25 protein-coding genes are annotated in these 24,235 nt (G+C 62.4%); 12 read left to right on the top strand and 13 right to left on the bottom strand.

The features are described 5' to 3' along the window. Nucleotides 1-133 precede the first annotated feature (133 nt). Both MVA47_RS04385 and MVA47_RS04390 read left to right on the top strand, forming a co-directional pair. A complete protein-coding gene (locus MVA47_RS04385; RefSeq protein ID WP_247206823.1) occupies nt 134-892 on the top strand; it encodes a 1-acyl-sn-glycerol-3-phosphate acyltransferase in 759 nt (252 codons plus the stop codon). A gap of 269 nt (nt 893-1,161) precedes the next feature. Further along, nucleotides 1,162-1,728 carry a helix-turn-helix domain-containing protein gene (locus MVA47_RS04390; RefSeq protein WP_308280622.1) on the top strand — a complete coding sequence of 189 codons (567 nt, stop codon included), beginning with the start codon at nt 1,162-1,164 and terminating at the stop codon, nt 1,726-1,728. 27 nt (nt 1,729-1,755) lie between these two features. Here MVA47_RS04390 and MVA47_RS04395 read toward each other — a convergent pair whose 3' ends face one another. The 4 genes from MVA47_RS04395 to MVA47_RS04410 all read right to left on the bottom strand — a co-directional run bounded on the left by MVA47_RS04395 (nt 1,756) and on the right by MVA47_RS04410 (nt 5,831). Beyond that, the gene (locus tag MVA47_RS04395) at nt 1,756-3,066 is read right to left on the bottom strand and encodes a cytochrome P450 (RefSeq protein WP_247206825.1); all 1,311 of its coding nucleotides are present in this window, start codon (nt 3,064-3,066) and stop codon (nt 1,756-1,758) included. A gap of 59 nt (nt 3,067-3,125) precedes the next feature. Further along, nucleotides 3,126-3,560: an SRPBCC family protein gene (locus MVA47_RS04400; RefSeq protein ID WP_247206826.1), complete on the bottom strand. Its 435-nt coding sequence runs from the start codon at nt 3,558-3,560 to the stop codon at nt 3,126-3,128. 76 nt (nt 3,561-3,636) lie between these two features. Continuing rightward, nucleotides 3,637-4,833: an oxidoreductase gene (locus tag MVA47_RS04405; protein WP_247206827.1), complete on the bottom strand. Its 1,197-nt coding sequence runs from the start codon at nt 4,831-4,833 to the stop codon at nt 3,637-3,639. A 257-nt stretch (nt 4,834-5,090) separates the two neighbouring features. After that, nucleotides 5,091-5,831, bottom strand: coding sequence for an SDR family NAD(P)-dependent oxidoreductase (locus tag MVA47_RS04410; RefSeq protein WP_247206828.1), 741 nt, complete (start codon nt 5,829-5,831; stop codon nt 5,091-5,093). A gap of 108 nt (nt 5,832-5,939) precedes the next feature. Between MVA47_RS04410 and MVA47_RS04415 the strand changes: the two genes are divergently transcribed. Both MVA47_RS04415 and MVA47_RS04420 read left to right on the top strand, forming a co-directional pair. After that, a complete protein-coding gene (locus MVA47_RS04415) occupies nt 5,940-6,869 on the top strand; it encodes an AraC family transcriptional regulator (RefSeq protein ID WP_247206829.1) in 930 nt (309 codons plus the stop codon). 234 nt (nt 6,870-7,103) lie between these two features. After that, nucleotides 7,104-7,556, top strand: coding sequence for a hypothetical protein (locus tag MVA47_RS04420; protein WP_247206830.1), 453 nt, complete (start codon nt 7,104-7,106; stop codon nt 7,554-7,556). 267 nt (nt 7,557-7,823) lie between these two features. Here MVA47_RS04420 and MVA47_RS04425 read toward each other — a convergent pair whose 3' ends face one another. The 6 genes from MVA47_RS04425 to MVA47_RS04450 form a co-directional block, all read right to left on the bottom strand. Beyond that, the gene (locus MVA47_RS04425) at nt 7,824-8,396 is read right to left on the bottom strand and encodes a hypothetical protein (RefSeq protein WP_247206831.1); all 573 of its coding nucleotides are present in this window, start codon (nt 8,394-8,396) and stop codon (nt 7,824-7,826) included. Nucleotides 8,397-8,476: 80 nt separating this feature from the next. Continuing rightward, entirely contained in the window at nt 8,477-9,868 is a 1,392-nt protein-coding gene (locus MVA47_RS04430) for a PQQ-binding-like beta-propeller repeat protein (protein WP_247206832.1), read from the bottom strand. Nucleotides 9,869-10,196: 328 nt separating this feature from the next. Beyond that, nucleotides 10,197-10,841 (bottom strand): dihydrofolate reductase family protein, encoded by a 645-nt coding sequence (locus tag MVA47_RS04435; protein ID WP_247206833.1) that lies wholly within the window; start codon nt 10,839-10,841, stop codon nt 10,197-10,199. Nucleotides 10,842-10,937: 96 nt separating this feature from the next. Further along, the gene (locus tag MVA47_RS04440; RefSeq protein ID WP_247206834.1) at nt 10,938-12,053 is read right to left on the bottom strand and encodes a hypothetical protein; all 1,116 of its coding nucleotides are present in this window, start codon (nt 12,051-12,053) and stop codon (nt 10,938-10,940) included. A 676-nt stretch (nt 12,054-12,729) separates the two neighbouring features. Continuing rightward, nucleotides 12,730-13,011 carry a helix-turn-helix domain-containing protein gene (locus tag MVA47_RS04445; RefSeq protein ID WP_247206835.1) on the bottom strand — a complete coding sequence of 94 codons (282 nt, stop codon included), beginning with the start codon at nt 13,009-13,011 and terminating at the stop codon, nt 12,730-12,732. Next, entirely contained in the window at nt 13,008-13,412 is a 405-nt protein-coding gene (locus tag MVA47_RS04450; protein WP_247206836.1) for a VOC family protein, read from the bottom strand. Before MVA47_RS04450 ends, MVA47_RS04445 begins: the two co-directional genes overlap by 4 nt. A gap of 370 nt (nt 13,413-13,782) precedes the next feature. Here MVA47_RS04450 and MVA47_RS04455 point away from each other — a divergent pair, with 370 nt between their 5' ends. Then, complete coding sequence (locus MVA47_RS04455) at nt 13,783-14,817, top strand: PIG-L deacetylase family protein (protein WP_247206837.1); 1,035 nt, start codon at nt 13,783-13,785, stop codon at nt 14,815-14,817. Nucleotides 14,818-14,942: 125 nt separating this feature from the next. On the opposite strand, the gene MVA47_RS04460 is transcribed toward MVA47_RS04455, so the two are convergent. Further along, a complete protein-coding gene (locus MVA47_RS04460) occupies nt 14,943-15,161 on the bottom strand; it encodes a hypothetical protein (protein ID WP_247206838.1) in 219 nt (72 codons plus the stop codon). Nucleotides 15,162-15,726: 565 nt separating this feature from the next. Between MVA47_RS04460 and MVA47_RS04465 the strand changes: the two genes are divergently transcribed. The 7 genes from MVA47_RS04465 (at nt 15,727) to MVA47_RS04495 (ending at nt 22,822) form a co-directional block, all read left to right on the top strand. Beyond that, complete coding sequence (locus tag MVA47_RS04465; RefSeq protein ID WP_247206839.1) at nt 15,727-16,143, top strand: hypothetical protein; 417 nt, start codon at nt 15,727-15,729, stop codon at nt 16,141-16,143. Nucleotides 16,144-16,617: 474 nt separating this feature from the next. Further along, complete coding sequence (locus tag MVA47_RS04470; RefSeq protein ID WP_247206840.1) at nt 16,618-17,403, top strand: aminoglycoside phosphotransferase family protein; 786 nt, start codon at nt 16,618-16,620, stop codon at nt 17,401-17,403. Nucleotides 17,404-17,763: 360 nt separating this feature from the next. Continuing rightward, nucleotides 17,764-18,786, top strand: a complete 1,023-nt coding sequence (locus MVA47_RS04475; RefSeq protein ID WP_247206841.1) for an iron-siderophore ABC transporter substrate-binding protein — start codon at nt 17,764-17,766, stop codon at nt 18,784-18,786. A gap of 88 nt (nt 18,787-18,874) precedes the next feature. Next, nucleotides 18,875-19,876, top strand: coding sequence for an iron ABC transporter permease (locus tag MVA47_RS04480; RefSeq protein WP_247210582.1), 1,002 nt, complete (start codon nt 18,875-18,877; stop codon nt 19,874-19,876). Beyond that, nucleotides 19,873-20,913: an iron chelate uptake ABC transporter family permease subunit gene (locus MVA47_RS04485; protein ID WP_247206842.1), complete on the top strand. Its 1,041-nt coding sequence runs from the start codon at nt 19,873-19,875 to the stop codon at nt 20,911-20,913. Before MVA47_RS04480 ends, MVA47_RS04485 begins: the two co-directional genes overlap by 4 nt. Next, a complete protein-coding gene (locus MVA47_RS04490) occupies nt 20,910-21,716 on the top strand; it encodes an ABC transporter ATP-binding protein (RefSeq protein ID WP_247206843.1) in 807 nt (268 codons plus the stop codon). The genes MVA47_RS04485 and MVA47_RS04490 overlap by 4 nt, the downstream gene beginning before the upstream one ends. 152 nt (nt 21,717-21,868) lie before the next feature. Beyond that, a complete protein-coding gene (locus MVA47_RS04495; RefSeq protein WP_247206844.1) occupies nt 21,869-22,822 on the top strand; it encodes a diguanylate cyclase in 954 nt (317 codons plus the stop codon). Nucleotides 22,823-22,904: 82 nt separating this feature from the next. Here MVA47_RS04495 and MVA47_RS04500 read toward each other — a convergent pair whose 3' ends face one another. Beyond that, entirely contained in the window at nt 22,905-23,597 is a 693-nt protein-coding gene (locus MVA47_RS04500; protein WP_247206845.1) for an NUDIX domain-containing protein, read from the bottom strand. Nucleotides 23,598-23,613: 16 nt separating this feature from the next. After that, a complete protein-coding gene (locus MVA47_RS04505; protein ID WP_247206846.1) occupies nt 23,614-24,096 on the bottom strand; it encodes an acetyltransferase in 483 nt (160 codons plus the stop codon). Between the last annotated feature and the right edge of the window lie 139 nt (nt 24,097-24,235).

A 24,235-nucleotide genomic window follows, 5' to 3' on the forward strand; every position in this document is an offset into this window, starting at 1 on the left:
ATGGCGGCATCAACAGGCTCAGTAATCTGTCACACGGCCTTCGCCGCTGATTCGCCCCTCGGGTCCTCGGTGGCGCCGATATACGCCCTCGAGACTGCCGGTAGCGCAGGGCGATCGGCCGTAAGCTTTCTGGATGGATATCGTGCCGAGGCATCTGGTCAAACTGACTGTGGGTGTTGCACGTCGCTACCACCGAATGGAGGTCGATCAGCGCTGCCACACGCCAAAGGGGCCAGTGCTGTTCGTAGCCAATCACGGATTCGGCGGAGTATTCGATCTCAACTTGCTTGCCTTCGCCGCGGCGTATCAACAGGTCGGCGATCGTCGGCGAGTCTCGGTCCTGACCCATGCCATCGCCTGGAAGCTCGGTGTCGGCAGGCTGGTCAACATGTTCGATGGGATACCGGCCGACCACGACACGGCTTTGCGCGCGCTGGACTCGGGTGATCACGTTCTCGTGTTCCCTGGTGGTGACATCGATGGGTTCAAGTCATGGCAGGACCGCAACAAGATCATGTTCGACGGCCGGACCGGTTTCGCGCGGTTGGCCATCGACGCCGGCGTTCCCATTGTTCCGGTGGTCACCGCCGGCGCCGGGGAGTCGTTGTTCGTCTTGAGTAGCGGTAGAGGCGCTGCGCGGAGATTGGGTCTCGACAGGGTGTTGCGGCTGAAGACTTTCCCCGTCTCGTTCTCGGCGCCGTGGGGCTTCAATGTCGGGTTGGTCGGTTTACTGCCGTATCTGCCGTTGCCCACGAAGATCACAACCACGGTGCTACCCGCGATGCAAGCTGAGGAAGGGGAGACCGCCGAAGACTTCGGCCGACGGGTTCATGCGGTGATGGATCGCAAGCTCTCAGCAATGACGGCCAAGCGGATCCCGTTGCTCGGATAGCGATTAGGGCGGCGGGACGCCCGGAAACCGGTGGGAGACGTCGACGACCGACGGCCGTCGTGGACGGGACTGCCCGGTAGGATCAGGTTCGTCTGCGACGAGGATGCGACGGCAATGATGGGCCACGCTGCGGACGTGACAGCGAGGATGAAGCTGACTCTCACGGGAGAACTGACGGAGGTTATGTGGTGTCCCAGCCTTCCGATGTCAAGCTCGGTAAGCGCGCGGCTCAGAAGGCGGAGACCAAACGGCGGCTGATCTCGATCGCGGTGGAGGTGTTCGCCGAGAACGATTATGACCAGGTGACGGTGGCCGATATTGCTGAGCGGGCAGGGGTTGCCCATGGATTGCTCTTTCATTATTTCAAAAGCAAACGCGGCATTTATCTGGAGGCTGTACGGGCTTCAGCGGAGCAGATGAACGCCGCTTTTGCTGCTGTCACCGGTGCTTCTGCGGGTGAGTTGCTGCGATCGGCGCTCGAACAGCACCTGCTTTATTTGCGGGACCACCGTGGTCTGGCTCTGCGTCTTGTGCTGGGCGGCCGCGGCGCGGACCCTCAAGCGTGGGAGATCTATGAGGCCGCTCGTTGGGATGTGCTCGGCGGACTCGCGACACTGCTCGGCCTCGATCAGAACAACCGGGCCCTGCGACTTGTTGGGCGTGTGACCGTCGGGGCGATTGACGAGGCAAGCATCCAGTGGCTGAACAACCCCGACGATTTCGAACTCACGCAGTTGGTGGGTTGGATGGAATCGTTGATCGTCGCGTGCCTGTCGTCGGCGAGCGTGCTCGACCCCGACGCGGACATCGCGGCCGCGCTGGCGTCGTTGAAGTAGTCGCCGCGGGCGACCTGCCGGTGCGCCCTACTGGTGTGACTTCATGGTTGTCGGCCGCCCCAGATCCACGGGAAGTGTCGACCAGCCGTGCAGAACTCGGGTGTCACGGCGCACTGCGTCACCTGCTGAGGTGATGTGGGGGAATCGTTCGAACAGGGTTTTCAGGCCTACTTCTGTCTCCGCTTTGGCCAGCGATGCGCCGAGACAGTAGTGGCGGCCGCCTGAGAACGACAGGTGTTTGTTGGCGTTCTCGCGGGTGACGTCGAAGCGGTATGGATCGTCGAACACTTCGGGGTCGCGGTTGGCGCCGGCGAGAATGAGCACGACATGGTCGCCTTGCGCCAGAGATCGGCCTTCGAGCGTCAGATCATGTTTCGCCCTGCGGGCGGTCAGTTGTACCGGGGATTCCAGACGGAGCATCTCCTCGACCGCGTTCGGCCACAGTGCAGGATCTTGCTGCAGGATGTCGAGCTGATCGGGATTGTCGAGGAGGAGGCGAATGCCGTTTCCGAGCAGGTTGACCGTGGTCTCGAATCCGGCGGCCAGAACCAGCCCCGCGGTCGCCCGCAGTTCGTCGTTGGTCAGTCCGACGCCCTCGTCGGTGGCCATGATCAATTCGCTCATCAGATCGTCGCCAGGGTTGCGGCGCAGTTCATCGAGGTGGTTGGCCAACCATGCGTCGAAGCGCTCCAGGACGTCCTCGACACGCCGGAATTGATCCCAGGACAATCCGATGTCAAGGCTGGGAGCTGCCTGTTCCCCGAATTCCAGTACACGCTGACGTTCGTTGTCTGGGACGCCCAGAATGGTGCTGATCACGGCGACCGGGAGCTGCGCGCAGTACTTGTCGATAATGTCGATTTCGCCCGCGCCGGAACTCATCTCGTCCAGGAGGCTGTCTGCCTTTCCTTGCACCATCTCGCGCATCCTGGCAACCGCTCGTGGGGTGAACACCGAGGAGACCAATTTGCGGTACCGGGTGTGCTCGGGTGGTTCGACTGCCAGCAGCGACGAAGGTTTGAGCGGGTGAAGCGCCGTCGAGCGGGTCCTTCTCTCGGCCCATCGCAGCGGTCCTGGCAGATTGGCGCCGAGCTCGGTAACCCGGAAGTTGTCTGACCGCAGGAGGTCGTGTGCGACACGGTGAGATACCGAGATGTGGTTGATCCGTGTTTTGACCAGTGGCCCTGACGCTCTGATTGTTTCGAAAACCTGTTGTGGATCTGCCCGGGCGGATGGGTCGGCAAGCAGCATCGCCTGCAAGTCGCCGCCGCGAGCCGCTCGGGTCAACATGTGGCGCACAATGCCGTGCGCTGCGATCCACCTGAATCGGGTCTTCATGGCAGCGTCCATTTCGTTAGGGCGGGGCATCCGTGCCCGCGAACTCTTCAGCTGTTTGGCTATTCGACCAGTTCGCTGAGCTTGTCCAGCGACTTCTCGAGCTGTTTGCCGAACGCCTTCTGGATGATCTTGCCGAGAGGACCGAACAGGATGGAGCTGTCGAAAACAATGTGCAGAGTTGCGACGCAGGCATCGTCACCGCCGGGATCGACAGTGAAATCGAGCTGCACCGTCGATCCGGTGCTCCCAGACCCTTCCAGTTGCACATAGCGCGGTGCGTCATAGGCGGACGTGGTGAAGTCGATGGTGTCCACGACGCCTTTGATGGTGACCACCTCCACGATTTTGGTACCGAGGGCCAGTTCTGTGGGTGGCTCGGCGCCCCACCGGGTGTGCAGCGTGTTCCATTCCTCGAATCGGGATGGGTCAGAGATCACCGCCCAGGCCTTTTCTTGGCTGGTGCGAAGTGGTCTGCGGGTGGTGATCTCGGGCATCGCTACTCCAAAATATCTGGAACTGATGGATGATGACGTGGCTGGCGGCGGGGAGATCCGCGCACGACGGACTGTGTCAGATGATGGCGGTGATGTGGTCGCGTTGGCCGAGCAGTGCTTTGCCGTAGGTCTCCATCGACACCTGCGGCAGCATCACCGCATGGCGCGCGGCGACGTTCGAATCGCGCCAGATACGTTGCATGGCGTTGACATCGGCGAAACTCCCGGCGCCTGACGCATCGAGGAGCGTGTTGATGGCGCTGTTGATGCTGCGCAACGCGACAGCGGAATCCGCGCGCATTCTGGCCCTGGCGGTGAAATCGGGGTAGACGTTCTGCTCGGCGAAGCTCTGCACCTCAGCGGTCGCCCGATATGCGTGAAGGTGGGCGGTATCGATCTTCGTGGCAGCATCGGCGATGAGCAGTTGAAACGCCACCGATTCCGCTTGGCGTTCAATATTGGTGTAGGCCAACGTCTTGGTGGCCGCCTTGGTCACCGCGAGATCGAGCGCAGCGCGACCCAGGCCCAGCTGCGGCCCGACCAGCACGAGCACCAGCATCGGGCCAAACGCAGACCGGTAGAACGCAGAGTCGGGATGGTCGGCCATGTACGTACCCGACATCACCGGGAGCATAGAGACCAATCGATGGTCAGGCACGAATACGTCCTCGGCCACAATGGTGTTGCTACCCGAGGCGCGCATGCCGGCGACATACCAAGTGTCCTCAACCCGAACATCGGCGCGGGGGACCAGGATCATTGCCTGGTCTTCCTCGTCACCGTCGTCGTCGAGCACCCACACTCCACCGCCCATCCACTCGGCATGCAAGCTCGCGGATGCGTACGGCCACTGGCCGGTGACACGGTAACCACCCTCGACCCGGCGCGCGGTACCACCTGGCGAGACCACGCCGCACAGGATCCTGTCCGGTCCGTCAGCGTAGATCTCGTCGACCGCCTGGCGGGGATACAGACACGTAGACCATGACTGGATGTTCGATAGCGTTGTGACCCAAGATGTTCCGCCGTCGGCTTCGGCGATCAGCGCTGACAGTTCGAGCATGGAGGTGAGCCCGGCCTCGAGGCCACCGTGACGTCGCGGCGCGGCCAGCCGGAATGCGCCCGCGTCTCGGAGGGCTTCGATGACCAAGGGATTCACCCGTCGGTCCCGCTCGTTGGCCGCCGAATGCTGTTTGATCAGCGGCAGCAGTTCTTTGACGTTGGCGAGTACGTCACCAGCCGAGGTGATCTGAGGCAATTGCGTTGCGGTCACGGGTGGAATCCTCCTATGGTTCGCGAAATCGTTTGTAGGACTGAAGTTTCGCTACCGGGTGGGCACGCCATGGCGACAGGTAGCCGGTTCGGCAGGTGAGGCGTAGGGATCGGTGACGTCCATGGCACGACGCTATAGTTTCATTGACTGAAAGTCAACGAAAATCCGCCTACGCCTTCTCGGGGGAGCGGGATTTGTTGTGCGGCAGAGTGGCCGCAATGAAGCCCGGCCGGCAGCCGGGCTCCACTCCGGGTCGTTCAGTGTGCTTGGGCCAGCGCAACCGCGTCGGGGCCGGCGGGGAAGCGCAGGGTGCCTGTGGTGTCGTGGACAGCGCGCCAGACTGTCTCGGCGACGTCGAGAGGCGTGGTGACATTGCCTTGCACGCTGAAGGCCTCCAAGATCGGGCCGGCGAAGTCGGCGTACGTGTCGGGGAGGAATCCGCTGATGTCTCCACCGTTGGCCGTGAATTGAGTTGTGGGACAGTAGCCTGGCTGGACGAGTTTGGCCTGGACATCGAACGCCGCGAGTTCGAGTGCCAGCGACGCTGTGAAGCCCTCGACGGCCATTTTGCTCGCCTTGTACATCGCTGTGAGCGGCATCGCGCCCAGTACGACGCTGGAGCTCACGTTGACCACAACGCCCGAGCGTCGTCGGCGGAACTGGGGGATGACTGCTTTGGTCGTGGCCATGACGGCGAAGGCGTTCGTCTCGAACAACTCGCGGGCTTTGTCCACCGGAGTGGCCTCGACCACGCCGATAGATCCGATTCCGGCGTTGTTGACCAGGACGTCGATGGGGCCCGCCTCGGCGAACGCGGCGTCGATGCTGTCGGCGTCCGTCACGTCGAGCGGCAGGATGTTGATGCGGTCGGATGCGGGAAGGATGTTCTCGCGGGGTGTGCGCATCGTGGCGATGACATTCCACCCGTTCGAGTGGAAGTAGCGGGCGGTCTCGAGGCCGTATCCGGAGGAGGCCCCGGTGATCAGGATTGTTTGCATGTCTACGACACTAGTGTTGCTAAACAGGACCATCTATAGTTCACGGTCCGTAGTTATTTACTGATAGTCCGGTTTCTCACGAGAGACCGCAGCCTCATGGGAGTCCCGATGACCGATCCTCTATCCGAAGTGGTGCAGATGCTGCGGCCGCAGGGGGTGTTCTCCAAGCGCATCTCCGGGGCCGGCGCGTGGGGCGTCCGCTACACCGCATTCGGTCAGCCCGGGTTCTGCGTCGTTCTGGAGGGCAGCTGCCGGCTCGCAGTGGCCACCGAGCCCGAGATCGTCCTCGAGCAAGGGGATTTTGTTCTGCTGCCGACCACTCCAGCGTTCGACCTCACGGGATTTCATGACGTGGAGCCCGTCCTGATGGACCCGCGCGAGATGACCGGCGACGACTTGGATGTGGACTACTCAGACGGCCAGGAGCCCGAAGTGCGGATTCTAGGGGGCAGCTTCGTATTCGACTCGCCGGACGCGACTCTCTTGAGTTCTTTGCTCCCCGCGGTCGTGCACGTGCGTGGAGTCGAACGGTTTGAGCCGCTGGTCTCGCTGGTGGCCGACGAGGCCCTGCACGAGCGACCGGGGCGTGAGCTGGTGCTGTCTCGGCTCGTCGAGGTACTTCTCGTCGAAGCACTGCGGACGACGGTCACCTCACAGACGCCCCCTGGACTGCTCCGCGGCCTGGCTGACCGCAAACTCGCCCCCGCCGTCCACCAGATGCATGAGCACGTCGACAGGCCGTGGACGGTCGCTCAACTGAGCAAGGTCGCCACCCTGTCGCGATCTGCGTTCTTCGACAGGTTCACCCGACATGTAGGCATGCCTCCCATGGAGTACTTGATGGCATGGAGGATGGCGGTGGCCCGCGATCTCTTGCGTCATGATGACCTGGGAATAGACGAGGTAGGTCGTCGGGTCGGCTACGGCTCAGCCAGCGCGTTCAGCACCGCATTCAGCAGGTACACCGGCGAATCTCCAAGTAGCTACGCGCGCAGATCCTTTCGCAGCAAGCCAGTAGCGAGATTGAACGCGGGCTGAGCTTGTCGCCTACTCGGGACTCGCTGTTGGAGGGGCGGTGAGGACGGGACGGCTTTGGCCTGGATTCACGCTTCCTTCCGAGGTCGTCGGCCGATGTGGTGTCATGGGCTTGTGGTGCTGAACCCGTGCGCGACCCCAGGCCCAGCTGGTTGGATCGTCAACTCCGACCTCGATTGGTACGACCTCGCCGTGTTCGGACCGGCAGGATTCGATGCGTATGCTCGCTTGCGGTTCATGCCTGATCCGATCGACGACGACGATGACACCGACGACCAACCTGATGGGCCCTCAAACGACCAGGCCAAAGTCGGAAGACTCTGCGAACTCATGAATTCTGCGACCAGCACCCCAGACGACTGCTACTACGCGATCTGGGACGGGTGGCCAAACTCCTCCGACCTCATGCGGCAGAGCGCCCGGATGCACATTCCCAACCGGACCTACTACCTACTCCACGGTCCTCTGGCTGACTTCGGGCAGTGGGGCGTCCGCGAAACCGGACACAACCCGGCAGCATTCGTCTGGCCAGCCGATCACGCCTGGTGCATTGCATCGGACGTCGACCAGCATTGGGCCGGAATCGGAGCTAGCAGCAATGCGATCAATCGACTGCTTGCGCAACAGGACTTAGACATCGTCACTGCCAACCCCGACGCTGGCGCTCCCGCCCAGTACTCCAGGCGGTGATAGCCGCCCGGATGATCGGGCTTTCGTTCTTGTGGCGAATACGTTGCAGGGCAACGGGTAGAAGCAACACTGTTTCTTATGTCAATCAACGTGACTGGACGCTGGTGGGCCATCGTTCTGCAGTTGTGAAGGCGGAAGTGGACATTACGCGTTATGTTGCAGTATTTCTCTACGGGTCTGGCCCGTAGAGGGGTGCAGGTCACATTCGGCACGAGCGGTTACGTGCCCATCCCGCCACCTGAAGACCCTCCAATCCGCGTCCGCGAGTCAACTGATTTTCCGAAACTGCGGGCAGAGTGAATAGAGCGCGGCCAGTTGGATTGCGGCGGTGTCAGGATCGGGTGTGTTGGACTCGACTAGGTAAGAGATGTCGACCGTGCCGTACATGGACCGAAACCCGTTGCAGGACGAGTACCCGGCGTAAAGCAGTAGACCAATTGGGGCATTCGCAGGCCCCGACCTGAGGTACGGAGGGCACGCAGCCTGAACATAATCTCGTTGCCCACTCGGCGGTGTCTCGTAGAACAGTCTTGCGATCGCACCATTCATCAGCAGTTCCTCGCGGGTGAACGTGCCGTACCGGCTGAGGAGGGCGCTGGTAAGCATTGAATCGACGAACTGATCAGGAGTCACGTTGCCGGTCACCTCGGCTGTGCCGCAATCGGTATCTGCCGGGTACACCCAGAGAGGTTTTGCTGTTGCCTTGATCGTCTTGTCCGGCGTCGATGCGGGACTGGCGCCTGGCTCGCTGGCCGGGGTGCAGCTAACGACCCCCAGACATCCCATAGCGAACAGACCTACCAGCGATAGGGTAAACCCCACCATCGTGTGCCCACCCATGAACCTCACCCCAAGCCTCCCACCCAATGTTCCGGCCATCGGAGCCGTGCCCGGCCGTGCACTCAAGTCATCAATCGAGGCTAGTTGTCCTGTCGCCACAGGGAAATTTCTGCGCCGGTGGTGAGCAGGATGTCGCCGCCGGCATCTGAGATAGTTGCAGACCGTGGGTCTGCACCCGATGGAAGAGGGAGGGACCAGACTATCGCCCCGTCGGCGACCCGAAGCGAATGTAGCCCGGTGTAATCAGTGAACGCGTAATACTCACCGTCGGTGATTCCACCGTGTATCCAGTAGGCGTCGGTCCACGGTGTGCGCCAAAGCTGTTGTCCGGATTGCTGATCGAGCCCGATCAGCGATTGAGTGTCGGCGGACGCTACGATGACTGTCGCACCCGCCAATGCCCGAGCGGTGCTGACCCAGTCGGAACCATAGGTCAACATCCGTGGATCGCGCCACAGTTGTAGGCCGCTAGAGGGGTCGTACGCGCCGTCGCCGAGTAGTACCGGTGGCGGGCCAATTGTTGCGGTGGGCAGAGTCTCGTGTGTGTATGCCGGTACGGGCGCGGTGAGGATGGGGGACCCCGCGCGGGAGATGAGTTGTTGTATCCCAAGGGGGTTCAAATCTGAAGGCTGTGTCGCCAGGAAGAGTCCATCACCCACAACGCGCAGCGTGTTACTACCGATGGTGAAGCGTGGAGTTCCGCTGTCGAGGTGATACACGGTCGATTGGTAGATCGGGTTCTCGCCAGTCTGGGTCGTGAGGACAAGCGTGTTTTGAGACGGCACTATTTCGTCAACCGCCGTCAGAGGCCCAGCGATGTCGAAGGAGCGATGATAGGAAGCAGACGGGTCCGTGGGCGTTCCGCTTGTCAGTTCGAGCTTGTGTCTAGATCCGTTCGTTTGAACACCAGAGACGAACGCGGTGCCGGCGATGACCTGGCCCTGCCCTACGGTGAAATCAGGTTCATTCTCGGACAGCAGTTTCCCGGTGGCGGTATCAACGAAAACGATGCGCTTGCTGTCCCAGCACGCGATGATCCCCGAATCGAGTTGATCAGCGCACTGGGTGACGGCTCCGATGGGGCGTCTCCACTGAGCGGTCCCATCATCGCGGCTGATGCCAACCAAGGTGACGGCGTCGACACGTTGGCTGCCGCTGGCGTCTTTGGCAGTGGGTGTACCGATCGCGCCCACGAGCATGGTCGGAGCGTCGAGAACTGCTCCATACCCATAGTACGAGTCCAGTGTTTGCGGCAGTGTCAACAGAACGCCAGCTGAGTTCCCGGCTATCGCAGCTACATCGAGAGTCCAAGCCCTTGAGGGCAGTACGCCAAGATCGTGGGTCCGCGCCCGTGGCTCGTCACGAGACAGATTGCCGGCCACGAAGTAGGCGCACACCGTTGCAGCAGCCAGCAACGCTGCCAACGCTAGGACGAGAAACTTCCACTGTCCCTGGAACCCCCGCCACCCCATCGAAAGAACATATCCCGCAACATGAGCGTCACGTCAAGGAGTGACCGAGAGCGTGACCGGTCAGGTGCGCCAGGAGTCATTACTTTTCGACCTCGACACAACGAGCTAGTCGGTCAGGCCGCCCTTTCCGGATAGCTGCGGCAGCCGATCGAATCCGCCGCTAGACATAAGATCGACGAGACTCGGCAGACGTAGGCAGAGTTTGCGCTCGAGTGTCGTTGTCGCGAGAAGCCGCCGCCTACCCTGAGATTGGCAAAGTGTGAGCGTGTATCCGCGCGCTAGCTATTGATCTGCGGTGCAACGTTGCCGGGCGCAGCTTGGATTCGGTTCAGGTATGGCGAGCTTTGTTCCAGAATTGATGGGTGAGCCCGCTTGGTGAAGTGACGGTCTCGACCATGAAACCGTCTTCGACACCAAGTAGGCCGTCCAAGAGAGATACGCCCCGCCCAAGCGTGATGGGCACGATCGCCAGGTGCATGAAGTCAACAAGGTCGGCTTCCAGGAACTGCCGCACGGTTGACGGCCCTCCACCAAGACGGATGTCCCTGCCGTTGGCCGCTTCCCGGGCCATGCGAAGCACTTCTTGGGGTGGCGCATCGACGAAGTGGAAGGCGGTGCCGTTGGAAAACTCGATGCTCGGGCGTGAATGGTGGGTCATGACGAACACTGGGGTCTGAAAGGGTGGTTCATCGCCCCACCAACCCCGCCACCCGTCGTCAGGCCAGTCGCCGGTTTGGGGGCCGAACTTGCGACGGCCCATGATTTCCGCGCCGATGCCCTGGCCCCACAGACTGGTCACGGCCCGGTCCAGGGTGATTGGGTCGTCTACGTCGTCGATCCCGTGGATGACGCGTCCGTCGAACCAATCGAATAGCTGGCCAGCATCGCCGATCGGGGCGTCAAAGGTGACGTACTCGCCCGCGGCATAGCCGTCCAGCGAGACGTTCATGTTGTGGACTCGGGTGCGGGACAAGGGGGACTCCTGGATGATCGGATCGACTGGCACAGGTAGATAGACCGCACAGGATGGCGAAACTAATCGCAGCCAAACAGGTTGTGTTGATGGTGGTCAGTTTGGGTTGGCGTGGCGAGACTTGGCGATGTTGGATGTGGCCTTGAGAATTGTGTCGGTCGGACTCGCTGATCGTGCGGATGGGTCGCTGGGCCAGAGAAGCAGTTGGTAGGTGTCGATGTGGTTGCCGGTGTCGGCGCCGTGGGCTTGGTCCATGTGTCGTGCGCTGAATCGCATTCGATAGTGGCCCAGCGGAATTGCGAGGGCTGTACCGCCGGAGAAGCCTGCCAGCATTGTGGTGGGCGTTTCGACGTGGTAGTCGAGTTCGACCACCTCATCCCAGCGGTCGCTGTCGACGGGTGGTCGGGTGGGCGAGAGGATCACTTCGACGTCAACGGCGCCGGTGTGCAGGCCGGTGCGGACGTGCGCCAGGGGTGCGGCGGCGGTCCCGCACAGGCCGTTTGATTGGCCGGCGAATGGTTCGGCATCGGGGTCGGGGACGGGAGCGTCAGGAAAGGCGGTCAGGGTGAAGAAGCCGTAGTGCACATGCACTGGACCGGTGTAGAGGACCTGTTCAGCGTGAATGTCCGCGGCAGCGGTGATGGCCGCCGCAGCGCGGCGGGCCTCTTCCTGCATTCTGGCCGGAGGAACAACCGTCGGGATTAACCGCTGTATCTGCCGTGCTTCAGAGTCGGGAAGGGGCTGCTCGGTATCGATCGCATAGGTCCAGTGGTCGTCGGACCATGAATGAGTATGCGGGTGGCGCGTTGCGACATAAAACGGCCGGCGAGTGCCGATCGGCCACCGCGACAGTGCGCCGTCGAAACCCGTTGAATCGAAGAGCATCATATGCAGCGCCCACGTGTCCGGGTCGCCCTTCTCCAGGAACGTTTGCAGATCGGGGCGGGGCCATGTTGTCGGAATGAAGGGCGGGATCTGTTCGAGAACAGATTGGTGGGCGGCAATCTCTGCTTGCCGCTGCTCCTCGAGAGCATCAGCATCGATGTACTCCCCGTCCCACTCGAACACAGTGGGGTCGATGGGTTCGTCGAGTGCCAGGTCGGAGACTTCGACGGTGTCGTAGGGCTGGCCCGCGTTGCGGCCGATGACAACACCTGTCTCAGCGTCGAAGGTGAGGGTCACCGGCACGGGATGCTGGGTAACCCTGGGCATGACACACGGGACTGTCCACCCGGCGCGGCCGCGCACCATTACTGCTTCAGCAGGACCAGTGGGCTCGAACATCGGAGGCCTCTCGGCACCGCGGTATTCACCTGTCATCGGGACCAACCCTGAACGTCCGACTTTCACATCAACGGGGCTAGCCGCGGTATTCGCCGGCTGCGGCGCGGGCGGTTGCGGGGCGGGCCATCGCCGATGGGCCACGAACAGCTCGCTTGGTGGTTCCAAACGCGCATAGACAGGACGATCAGGTGTCCACCCTGGAATGCGGCGGCGGCGCAATGAGGAGTCGACGCGCCGATAGTCGAACTCATCGTTCGAGATCCGCTGCACTACTCCGTCAACACCTTCGACTCGCCACCGATCCGGTGGCGCGAACCAGATCCGTTGCGATGTCCAACCCATCGCGGCATTGCCGGCGTAGTGCACAACTGCTCGAATCGGTCGCCCCGCGGTCGCACGATTTACTTCGATCAACTCATCCCAGGAAGGAACCACAGCCACGATCGCACCACAGACAGCCATGCTCGGTGTCGGAACGGGCTCCCCCGACGCGGCGGCTCTGCAACTGTATGGGTATGCCACTCGACGATCTGAAGGGTGCTGCTTGTGGCCGCAGTAGCTGCGGACGGGCTTGTCAGAGTGAATCGCGTTGCCGCGACACCCTTTACGAGTCCTTCTTGCCCCAGCGTCCTAGCGCATCGATCGCTTCGCGCAATGCCAGCCCGCGATCGGTCAGCGCGTAGGCCCGGGTGTTGTGTCGGAGGGGCAGGCGGGTCAGTACGCCGGCCGCTTCGAGCTCACGCAGGCGGGTCGCGAGCATGTTCGTCGGAACGCCGAGGTCGCGCTGCAGATCGCCGTACCGCTGTGGCCCGTCGAGCAGTCGCTCAACGATGAGCAGGGCCCACCGTGCTCCGACGATGTCGAGGGCAGCGGCAAGGTCGCTCACGTGGTCGGTTCGGCGTCCGGCTTCATCCAGAACGGCGAATAGTGGTAGCCGTCGAGATCGTCGAACTGGCGCTGGTACATGAAGGGGTAGTCATCGGTGTCACCGATTCGCCCGCCGGCCGCGGCGGCGCGCTCGACGAGGTCGTCGACCGCCTGGCGGCTGTCGAGGTCGAACGAAACCGTGACCTTCGAGGGGGTCTGAGGTCCGCCGACCAGCTCCTCGACGCCGCCGACGCTCGCGTACATCTCGCGACTGCCGAGCATTACGTACTGATCGGGAGCAATCGCGAAACACGACACGTTGTGGTCGGACATTTCGGCGTTCAGGGTCCATCCGAGGGCTGTGTAGAAGGCGGTCGTGCGTTCGACGTTCTCGACGGGGCAGGTGATGAAGAGGCTCATAAGAACCATACTTGCAAAATGCAAGTGAGCCGTCAAGGGCCCGGAATGCGTTCCAGCCGAGCAGTGTTGGTGAAGTGCTTACGTGTTGGCTGAGTGAACCTCTAACGGTGACGGGCTCACCCACGACACTTGCGGAGATTGCAGTCGGTAGGACGCCGCGGTGGTTGTGGCCAGAAGACATGGTCGGCTCGTGGGGTGTGGTGGGTTGTGGTTGGGACGCCGCGAGTAACGGAGCAACGACCGATGCCAGGCGAGCGCGCCGCCATCTGTGCATGGATTCGCGACCCCGCGGCCCATCTCGGCGTGCACTACGCATAACCGGTGGCCTACTGGGTACCGTTCGGATTGTTAGCCGACGAAGGAGTACGTGTTGTCGAATGGTCCGTCTGTTCCGGGTCAATTACCGACCGGTGTGGTGCGCGTGGCCACTGCGCCGCAGCGGGTGGCGATTGTGTGGGCGTCGCGCACCGTCGACACGGTGATCGATGTCCTGACCGACAGTGGTTATCTCCCGGTCCGGCTCGCGGTGAGTGACACCGAGGGCTTTGTATCTTCCTCTGGGGCACCGGCGGTAATGCTCATCGACAGCGCGGCCCTTGATGACAGGGCGGTTGCTGTGGTCGGCGCATTGAGGCGTGGTCGGCAGATTCGGGTCTGCGTGCTGGCTGGCTCGGATGCGGCTGCGGCGGGGTTGCTGGTGGCGCTGCGTGCGGGGTTCACCGAGGTCGTGGATCCTGACGACCATGACGCACTCGTCGGCGCTTTGGCGCCGACTGCAGCCGAGGGCGCCGAGCGCGTCTTGGCGGTCGGTGCTCACCCTGATGATGTGGAGATCGGTTGCGGGGCAACCCTGTTGCGACACAGCTTGTTGGGTCACCCGGTCACCGTGTTGACGCTCAGTGGCGGCGCGGTGGGTGGGCCTGCCCAGGCCCGGCGGGCCGAGGCCGCCGCTGCGGCCATGGCCATGTCGGCCCAACTGTTGATGGCAGATTTGCCGGACACAAGATTAGGGGAGGCGGGTGAGATGACCACGATCATCGAGCAGGTCATCGCCGCGGTCCGGCCCACGACGGTCTATGTGCATTCAGCGGCCGACAGCCATCAAGACCACCGGGCGGTACACGAGAAGGCGTTGATCGCCGCGCGACGGGTGCAGCAGGTGTTTTGCTATCAATCGCCGTCCTCGCGGAACGGGTTCGCGCCCACCAAGTTCGTTCCCGTCGAAGACACGGTTGATGCGAAAGTTGCTGTGTTGAAGCAGTATCGGTCGCAATCGACCCGGCACTACCTCGATCCCGAGCTCGTCGTGACCACTGCTCGCTACTGGGCGCGTCAATTACCCCATACCCGATACGCCGAACCGTTCGAGGTCATTCGCGCCACCGAACCAGCACCACAGTCGTAGCCTCGATCAGGTGAAGCGCTCGGCCCTGGCACTGCTGGTTACAACCATCGCCGCGATTGGTTGCACCCGATCACGCAACCTTCGCCGGCCGAGCAACCATCGAACTTGAATGGGCACTTGCTCTACTAGGGAAGCGCAAACCGTGTGCGCATGTTCTTGGCGATGATGCGGGACTGTGCGTCGCTCACGGGTTCATAGTCGCCGGAGAAACGAGTCTTCGCAGCTGCGGTTGGCTGCCACCGCCACTGGTCTGCTCTCGGCTGGTATTGCTCGCCGTCGCCGCTGATCGGATCGATGCGGATCAGGCCGTTGCTGTCGCCATCGGCGTAGAACTTGAACCCCATGCTGACTCTCCACCTTTACGCAGAAGCGATACCTCCGCGCCACTGTCTACGATACTGACGTCTGCTGAGAAGCATGCGATGACATAGCGGGTGGTGTGGCATCTTGCAGAACACTGACAACTCATGCCGGAGGAACCGTATGTGCGATCTGCCCGACGCAGCCTGAGACTGATCAGACACAAGATCCTTCCGATTGCTGACGAAATTTGTCTGCTAGCAGCGAGATTCGGAACCTGCGAGAAGCCTGAGGCAGATATACCTGGGGCTTCATGCGTACATGATGTCTATGCCGGCATTCCGGCCTCCTGAGCGGCTCTTTGCGCTGGCGCGGTCTGATGGAACGGCTCAAGACCAACGACCGGCCGGTTCCACTCATAAGCGATCTTCGTCAAATTGACCCGCACCAGTGTTCAAGGGTTCACACTCGATGGCATATTCATGGGGAGAGCCGAGGTCAGAAGCTGTGCGAACATTCATTCCTAGACTGCTAGCCAGCGCAGCCCTTGCAGCGGCGGCCTGGGGCGTCACGGCACCAGTCGCCGGGGCCGCGCCAGGAGACGTCACCATGTCGACCCCGTCAGTAACCGGCAACACTGTAACTGCGACGATCACCAACAACTCTTCTGACGCGATCGTCTGTGCCAGCCTGGGCGCCGATGCGGGCAACCCAAACCCCGCCACGACGCTGTCGGCGAGGCTGTTTTTCGAAACGCCAGAGATCCCTGCTGGGACGACCGGGACCTACACCTATTTGATCTATGACGGCGATGCTGGAACGAACGCTGGTATCACCGAAATTCCCGACGGCTCCTACGATATCTATTGGACTTGTACAGCAGCTTCGCCCGGGGCTGAAAGTTGGGGAACGCCGCCGTTTCTGACCGCGGATGAAGCGACCGCAACCCCCTACCGCAATATCCAGGTCGGCGCACCCGAGCCCGAACCTGAACCTACATGCTTCGGCAGCGTATGCCTGCCTTAGCCTGACCCAATTCGGGTCAAGTGTTCTGGGCATATCGTCGAAAATGGCTTGGGGCGGCAATGAACTGTCGAACACACACTGACTCCGACGGCGACTACCGACTGAGTGCCAGCGGATGGCGGACGCCGACCCGGTCGTACTGAGTGCTGCTCTCTTGAAGTCAAGAACAGAGTATCTTCGTCACTGGCAACGAAAAGGCATTGCCGCACAGATACGTGCGTCGACAACCTAGATTTCGTCTGGCCGCGGCCTATTCGTGCTCGGTTGTGGGTAGAGTCGCGTGCGAAATTACTAGCGAGCGCGTTACAAGTGGGCCTACATCACTGCAGGGCCCCTGCAGTACGTGCCTCCACGAGTGAGAGAGTCTTGAATCTATCTGTCCCACAGCGTCTCTTGGCGAACATCGGAACTTCGTTTCCGGTTTGGATAGAGCGGCTGCCATTCATCGTGGCAGATATCGAGGATCGGTGGGACGTGACCGCCGGGGCGCCCTTCGACCCGGGTGGGGAGGCATCGTGGGTGGCTCCTGCTCGCGATAGCTCCGGTCGCGACCTCGTACTCAAGATTGCGCCGACACTGCCGGAGAACCGCGACGAAGGGCTCGGACTGAAGCTGCTGCAGTCTGCCGGCGCCGCTCGCGTCTACCGAAGTGAATGGGTGGGGCCTGCAGTGACTGAAAACGATGGCCCAGATGCAGGAACCGTCTCCCTGCTTCTCGAACGCATACGACCCGGGAACACCCTACGGTCGTTGCTCGCGGAACCTGACCATGACGAAGTGGTCGCCGAACTGCTGCGGTCGGTATGGGAGACCAATGTGGACGATGTTTCCTTACGACCGCTCAATGAGCTCACCGCGTTGTGGGCCGCAGACTTCGAGACCGACGTCGCTGCGATCGCTGATCGAATCGATGCTGAGGTTGCCCGCGATGGCGTCACGATGTTCCGCACGTTGGCGAGCCAGTCAGACGACCGCGCATTCTTGTTCACCGATTTACATGCCGAGAACGTACTGGCCGGGCCGTCCGGGTGGCGCTTGGTCGATCCAAAGCCCTATGTCGGCGACCGCTGCTACGACGTGCTGCAGCACCTGTTCAACTGTCGACGTTTCGAGGACGATCCCCTGACGATGATCGGGCGGATGGCCGACCTCACGTCCACCGATCGCGATCGTCTACTTGCCTGGGCCTTCGCTCGGGCCGTCATCGAATCGTCCTGGGATCCTCGGTGGATAGCGACGGCGCATCGCCTGCATTCTTGAGTCCACGCGGGTGCCAGGCGTTGGCACATTCCGAGAGGCGACCTTGACGACTTGGCTGGGTTGAGATTGCGGACTCGCGGCTGTAAACATGGCCCGGTCTCTCGCCGACCCGCTCTCATGGCCGAAACTCTTCCAGACCAAGTACTCGACCGAGCCCACTTGTCCGTTTCGCGACATTCGGTGTCCCATTTGCTCGATTGCAAACCTGCACAGCGGACCCTAACGTTACTTAGGCAAACCTAATCCGTTCTCCGATCAGGGTCCCGCTGCTGTCACAGATGAAGACGCGCGGACGTTCGGTGACCGATCCTCGGCGCCGCCGCGGTCGGTGGAATGGGGTATCACGATCGAAAGGGAACCATGCCTCGCGCATCACGATTGGTCGCATTGACTGCGGCCGCGCTTCTGGCCACCGGGCTCGCAGCGTGCTCGTCGTCGTCCGACGAGAACGGATCGGGGGACGGCGACTGGACGCCGATCACCATCCAACACGCCCTCGGGACCACGACGATCGACGAAAAGCCCGAACGCGTCGCGACGGTGAACTGGGCCAACCACGAGGTGCCTTTGGCCCTCGGAGTGGTGCCGGTTGGTATGGCGGCGGCCAACTTCGGTGATGACGACGGTGATGGCGTGCTCCCGTGGGTGGAGGAGAAGCTCCAGGAACTCAAGGCGCCCACACCGGTGCTGTTCGACGAGACCGACGGCGTCGACTTCGAAGCTGTCGCCAACACCCAGCCCGACGTCATCCTCGCCGGCTACTCGGGTCTGACGCAGGAGGACTACAACACCCTCAGCGAGATCGCTCCCGTGGTCGCATACCCGGTGACCGCCTGGGGCACACCGTGGCGCGAGACGATCGAGCTGAACAGCAAGGCGATCGGCAAGGAAAACGAGGGCAAAGAACTCGTCTCCCAGCTCGAGAAGGAGATCGCCGACGCAGCTGCCGAGCATCCCCAGATCGCCGGTAAGAACGTCATGTTCCTCACCCACGTCGACACCACCGACCTCAGCGAGGTCAGCTTCTACACAACGCATGACACCCGCGCCGCGTTCTTCGAAGACCTCGGAATGGCGACCCCGCCGAGCATCGCGACCGCATCGGCCGGCACCGAGAAGTTCTCGCTGTCGCAGAGCGCCGAACAGGTGGACGCCCTGAACGACGTGGACGTCATCGTCACCTATGGTGGCGCCGATCTCGTCAACGCCCTCAAGGCAGACCCGCTGCTGTCGAAGATGCCGGCTGTCGCCTCCGACGCGATCGTCACCCTGCCGAGCAGCGACCCTCTGGGCACTGCCGCCAACCCGACGCCACTGTCGATCTCATGGGTCCTCGACGACTACCTGTCGATGCTCGCGCAGGCTTCAGACAAGGTTCAGTGACTCACAAGTCGTGACGACGGACAAGCAGGCGACACCTAGCCGACTGCGCAAGGCTGAACCCTCCCCAGCCCTCTCGGGCGCCGCCGCAGTGCGGCGCCCGAGAAGGGTTCGAGCGCTGTGGCTGCTGATCGCGGTCGCAGTGCTCGTGGTTTTGGCCATCCTGTCGGTCAAGGTGGGTTCACGGTTTGTCGGCTGGGCTGATGTGATGGGCGCGCTCGACGGCACTGACGGGAGCATCGAGCAGGCTGCTGTCGAAAAACGCATTCCGCGAACACTGTTGGCGATGATCGTCGGCGGCGCCCTCGGCGTGTCTGGCGCGGTCATGCAGGGCGTGACCAGAAACCCCATCGCAGATCCGGGCATTCTGGGCGTCAACATGGGGGCCTCGCTTGCCGTGGTCATCGGTCTTTCGTACTTCGGTCTCACGTCGTCGACCAGCTTCATCTGGGTGGCCATCGTCGGTGCTGCGCTCGCTGCGATCTTCGTCTACACCGTGGGATCACTCGGGCGCGGCGGGACCACCCCGCTCAAGCTCGCGTTGGCGGGCGCCGCGACATCTGCGGCTCTGCTCTCCCTGGTCACCGCACTTGTGCTGGGCCGCAACGACACTGCCGATGTAGCGCAATCGTGGCGGGTGGGCGGTGTCGGCGGCGGCACGTTCGACAGCATCGAACGTGTGCTGCCGTTCCTCGCCGTCGGTTTCTTGATCTGCTTGTTGTCGGCGCGTGGTCTCAACTCGTTGGCTTTGGGAGACGATCTGGCCGCCGGGCTCGGTGAGCGTGTTGCCCTGGTTCGTGGCGGTGCGGCGTTGGGTGCGGTGATCCTTTGTGGCGCTTCGACTGCCGTGACCGGTCCGATCGCGTTCGTCGGACTGCTGGTGCCCCACGCGTGCCGACTGATCGTCGGTGTTGACCATCGCTGGCTGCTGCCGTTCTCGGCGATCACCGGCGCTGCGCTGTTGACCGGCGCCGATGTGCTCGGCCGAATCATCGCGCGCCCCGCCGAAATCGACGTGGCGATTCTGACGTCCCTGATCGGTGCACCGTTCTTCATCTACATCGTGCGACGCCAGAAGGTGGGCACGTTGTGAGTGTGCTTGTCGTGACAGCAGAGTCGATCGCCGAGAGCCGGCAGAACCGTGGTCGTCGGCGTCAAGCCGTGATCGCCATGCTCGCCGTGCTGATCGCAATCGGATTCGCTGTCAGCCTGATGGTGGGGCACACGTACTACCCACCCGGCGACGTCCTGAAAGTCATTCTGGGCGAACAGGTGCAGGGTGCGACATTCACTGTCGGACGATTGCGTCTGCCTCGCGCTGTGCTCGCGGTCGCCGCGGGTCTGTGTTTCGGCTTCTCCGGCATCGCCTTTCAGACCATGTTGCGCAACCCGCTGGCCAGTCCGGACATCATCGGTATCAGCGCCGGTGCAAGCGCCGCGGCCACCTTTGCAATCGTGACCTTGTCACTTGGGGCCACCCAGGTGTCGATTTTTGCGATCGTCTCCAGCCTCGCGGTCGCGGTGCTCATCTATGTCCTGTCGTTCAAGAGCGGCGTGGTGGGCACTCGGCTGATCCTCATCGGAATCGGTTTTGCCGCAATGCTGCTCAGCATCACCGACTATCTCCTGGACCAGGCTGCCGAGTGGGATCTGCAGGAGGCGACGCGTTGGCTGACCGGGAGTTTGAATGGAACGTCGTGGACAGAGACGATTCCGGTCCTCGTCGCCCTGGTAGTGCTCACCCCGATCCTGCTGAGCCAGACTCGCAATCTCGCCATGACTCAGCTCGGCGATGACGCCGCGTCGGCACTCGGGGTGCGGGTCAACCGCACCCGACTCATCGTCATCGTCTCCGCAGTCGGGCTCATCGCGTTCGCCACGGCAGCCGCTGGCCCGATCGCATTTGTCGCCTTCCTCTCCGGTCCGATCGCGGCCAGGCTGGTGGGTCCGAACGGTTCGCTCCTCATCCCGTCCGCGCTCGTCGGTTCGTTGCTAGTACTGGTGGCGGATTTCGTCGGTCAATTCGCGTTTGATACGCGATACCCGGTGGGAGTCATCACCGGTGTGATGGGCGCCCCCTATCTCATCTACCTCATCATCCGCACCAACCGCGGAGGCGGCTCACTGTGACCACCACACACTCGCTGACCATCGAGAATCTGACACTCGGGTACGGCAACAAGAACGTCATCGAAAAGCTCGACCTGGCAATCCCTCCGGGGCAGGTCACGGCGATCGTCGGGGCAAATGCGTGCGGCAAATCGACTCTGTTGCGGTCGATGTCGCGTTTGCTGGCGCCCCGCACCGGCCGCGTGGTCCTCGATGGCAAAGAGGTACATCGGACTCCCGCCAAGCAGTTGGCCCGCACGCTCGGGCTGTTGCCGCAATCGCCGATCGCGCCCGAAGGCATCACGGTCGCGGACCTGGTGGGACGTGGTCGCCACCCACATCAGGGCATGTTCGCGAGGTGGAGCAAAGAGGACGATTCTGCGGTCGCAGAGGCCCTTGATGCCACCGAAACAGCCGCTCTCGCCGATCGGCCTGTCGACGAACTCTCCGGTGGACAACGCCAAAGGGTGTGGATCGCAATGGCCCTGGCACAGCACACCGATCTGCTGCTGCTCGATGAACCCACGACGTTTCTCGATGTCAGCCACCAGATCGAGGTCCTCGATCTCCTGACCGACCTCAACCAGCAACGGGGCACCACCATCGTCATGGTCTTGCACGACCTGAACATGGCGGCCCGTTACTCCGACCACTTGATCGCGCTCGCCGACGGAACACTTCATGCCGCTGGGAAACCCGCAGAGGTTCTCACCGAGGACACCGTCCGCGCGGTGTTCGGTCTGGAGAGTCAGGTCATCACCGATCCCACATCAGGGAAGCCGTTGATGTTGCCGCTGGGTCGGCATCACACGATCACCGTCTGAGTCGCGCCGTTCGGTCGCTGCCAGAGTTGTCGCGAGTTCCCGGGTCTGCACCTGGCGTCGCCTACTGGCAGCCGCCCGTGTCGCGGGCACCGGACTCGCTTCCGCGATAACGTCGTCCTGGCGGGAACGAACCGAACAGGCTGGGGGTCATCGTGAACCGTTTCGCTCTCGTGTCCGGATCAGCCGGTCAGATGTTGCGCGAACAGAAGGTCCGCGTACTCCGCATCTACCTGGCCGCCACTACGTTCTTGTACTTCGTCGGGGTGTTCCTCAACCGGATCTCACCGAGGAGTGACGAGCTCGCGAACCCCACCGGCGGCATGATCGCTGTTGTCTTGGGAGTAGGCGCACTGATTTACGTGGCGTTCGCTCACGCAAGGCTGGCTCCCGCGCTTGTCGCGGCGATGATCGCGACGCCGGTGGTCATCGCATTCCACAACTCGATCATCTACGACTTCCCCTGCCTGATCGCGGTGATGTTCCTGGCCATGTACATTCGGGCGTTCTATCCGCCCAAGCGTGCGTGGATGATGGTCATCTTCCTCACCGCCGCGACGTGCGTGGCCCTGGCGATCGGGCCGGCGCACAAGCTCGGGATCACCTACGTCGTCTTCGCAGTCGCGATCGTCGGAGCGGCAGAGTCTTTCGGGCTGGTGACACGGTCACTCGTCACCATCGCGTGCACCGATCCATTGACGGGCGTGCTGAACAGGGCCGGTTGGGAGATCGCGACCACCGAACAACTCGCGCGCGCACGGTCAGCTCACGCCACCATCACGGTCGCGGTCTTCGACATCGACGATTTCAAGAACGTGAACGACTCTCTGGGACACCAGGTGGGCGATCAACGACTGATCGAGTACGCCCAGCGGTGGAGTTCGGTGGTCCCGAGAGGCGCTGTTCTCGCCCGCCTCGGCGGCGACGAGTTCGCTCTTCTCATCGCCGGTACCGGACAGACATCTGCATCGGACGTCATCGATGAGCTCCGGTCTGTGGTTCCCGAGGCGAGTGTCGGTGTTGCCACCGAGGATGCCGGTGCCACAACCATTTCCGACCTCCTCGACCAGGCAGACGCTGCGCTGTACGACGCGAAACGAGGACGTTGAGACTGCCGGGTCCCGCCCCGAGGACGGCGCCCATTCTCAGACAACGAGCCCTCGTCTCCGGTCACCCCGCGCCGGGCCGCCTCTACTGATCGGTTGTCTTGGACGTCATCACGCCGTTGAGTGCTGCCCACTGAAGCAACATGATCGTCTTGGCGTCTGCGATCCGGCCGTCGGCGGTCATGGCCAGCGCATCGGTGAATGGGATCTCAAGCCGTTCGATGTCTTCGCCCTCGCCAGCGACACCTCCACCGGGGCCGTCCACGTCGGACGTGGTGTAGGGCGCGGCGTAGAAATGAATGCGCTCGGTGACCGACCCTGGGCTCATGAACACATCAAACACGTGGTGAAGTGGGCCGACCCTCACCCCGAGCTCCTCGTGGGCTTCGCGTCGGATGGCGGTGGCCGGGTCGTCGTCGTCCAGCAGTCCGGCCGCCGTCTCGATCAGCATGCCGTCCGGGTGGCCGTTGACATACACCGGAAATCTGAACTGCCTCGTCAACAGCACCACACCCCGTGCGTTGTCGTAGAGCAAGATGGTTGCGCCGTTGCCCCGGTCGTAGGTTTCCCGTTGTTGGGTGACCCACTCGCCGTCGTGGCGCTGGTAATCAAAAGTCGTGCGTCGCAGCACATGCCAACCCTGCGAAGACAGCTCAACGTCGCGGACCACAACACGCTTGTTGCTGGTGAGGTCGCGACCTGCTTGGTCGAGCCCCGTTCTTCCCCGGTGGTCGGGCAGATCGATACCGGGAGTTCCTTGGGCGGACGGCGTGGACATGGTTTCCTCTCCCTTGTCAGGGTTGCTGTGCGTCGCTGACTGAACCTGTGTCTGAACCAACGGTGCGACGCAAGTGCAGAAGGGGGAACGGGCGGCCGTCCGAATCAAGCGGCGAACGGCCGATCTGCTCGAACCCTCGTCGTTCGTAGAAGGCGACTGCGTCCGGGTTCTGTTCGTTCACATCGACATCGATGGTGCCCTGTGCCTGAACGGCTCGATACAGCAGCGCTGTACCCACTCCGCGGCCGTGTGTTGTGGGATCGACGAACAACATCTCGAGCCGACCGTCCGTGGTGCCGCTGAAACCGACTACGCGGCCGCCCAATTCGGCGACCACGAGTTCGACCGTCGGAAAGAACTCTGCTGCCAGACGCTCTGAGTACCCGTCGACATCCGAGGGGGTGAGGAAGTGGTGGGTTGCCTCTACTGCGGCGCGCCAGACCTCGACCAGCCGAACTGTATCCCGCTCTTCGGCTCGCCTGAGTGCCAGTTCAGGCATGGCTCGTCCTGTCCATGACTGAGCACAGTAGTTTGGGCAAATGCCGACGGGCAAGGACTTATAGGGCCCGTGTATGGCGAGCGAACGACCAAGCCGCCAAACGCATCGGTGTTGCGAATGGCGGCTCCGAAGAAATTTC

Source organism: Williamsia sp. DF01-3 (assembly GCF_023051145.1).
Taxonomy (GTDB): domain Bacteria; phylum Actinomycetota; class Actinomycetes; order Mycobacteriales; family Mycobacteriaceae; genus Williamsia.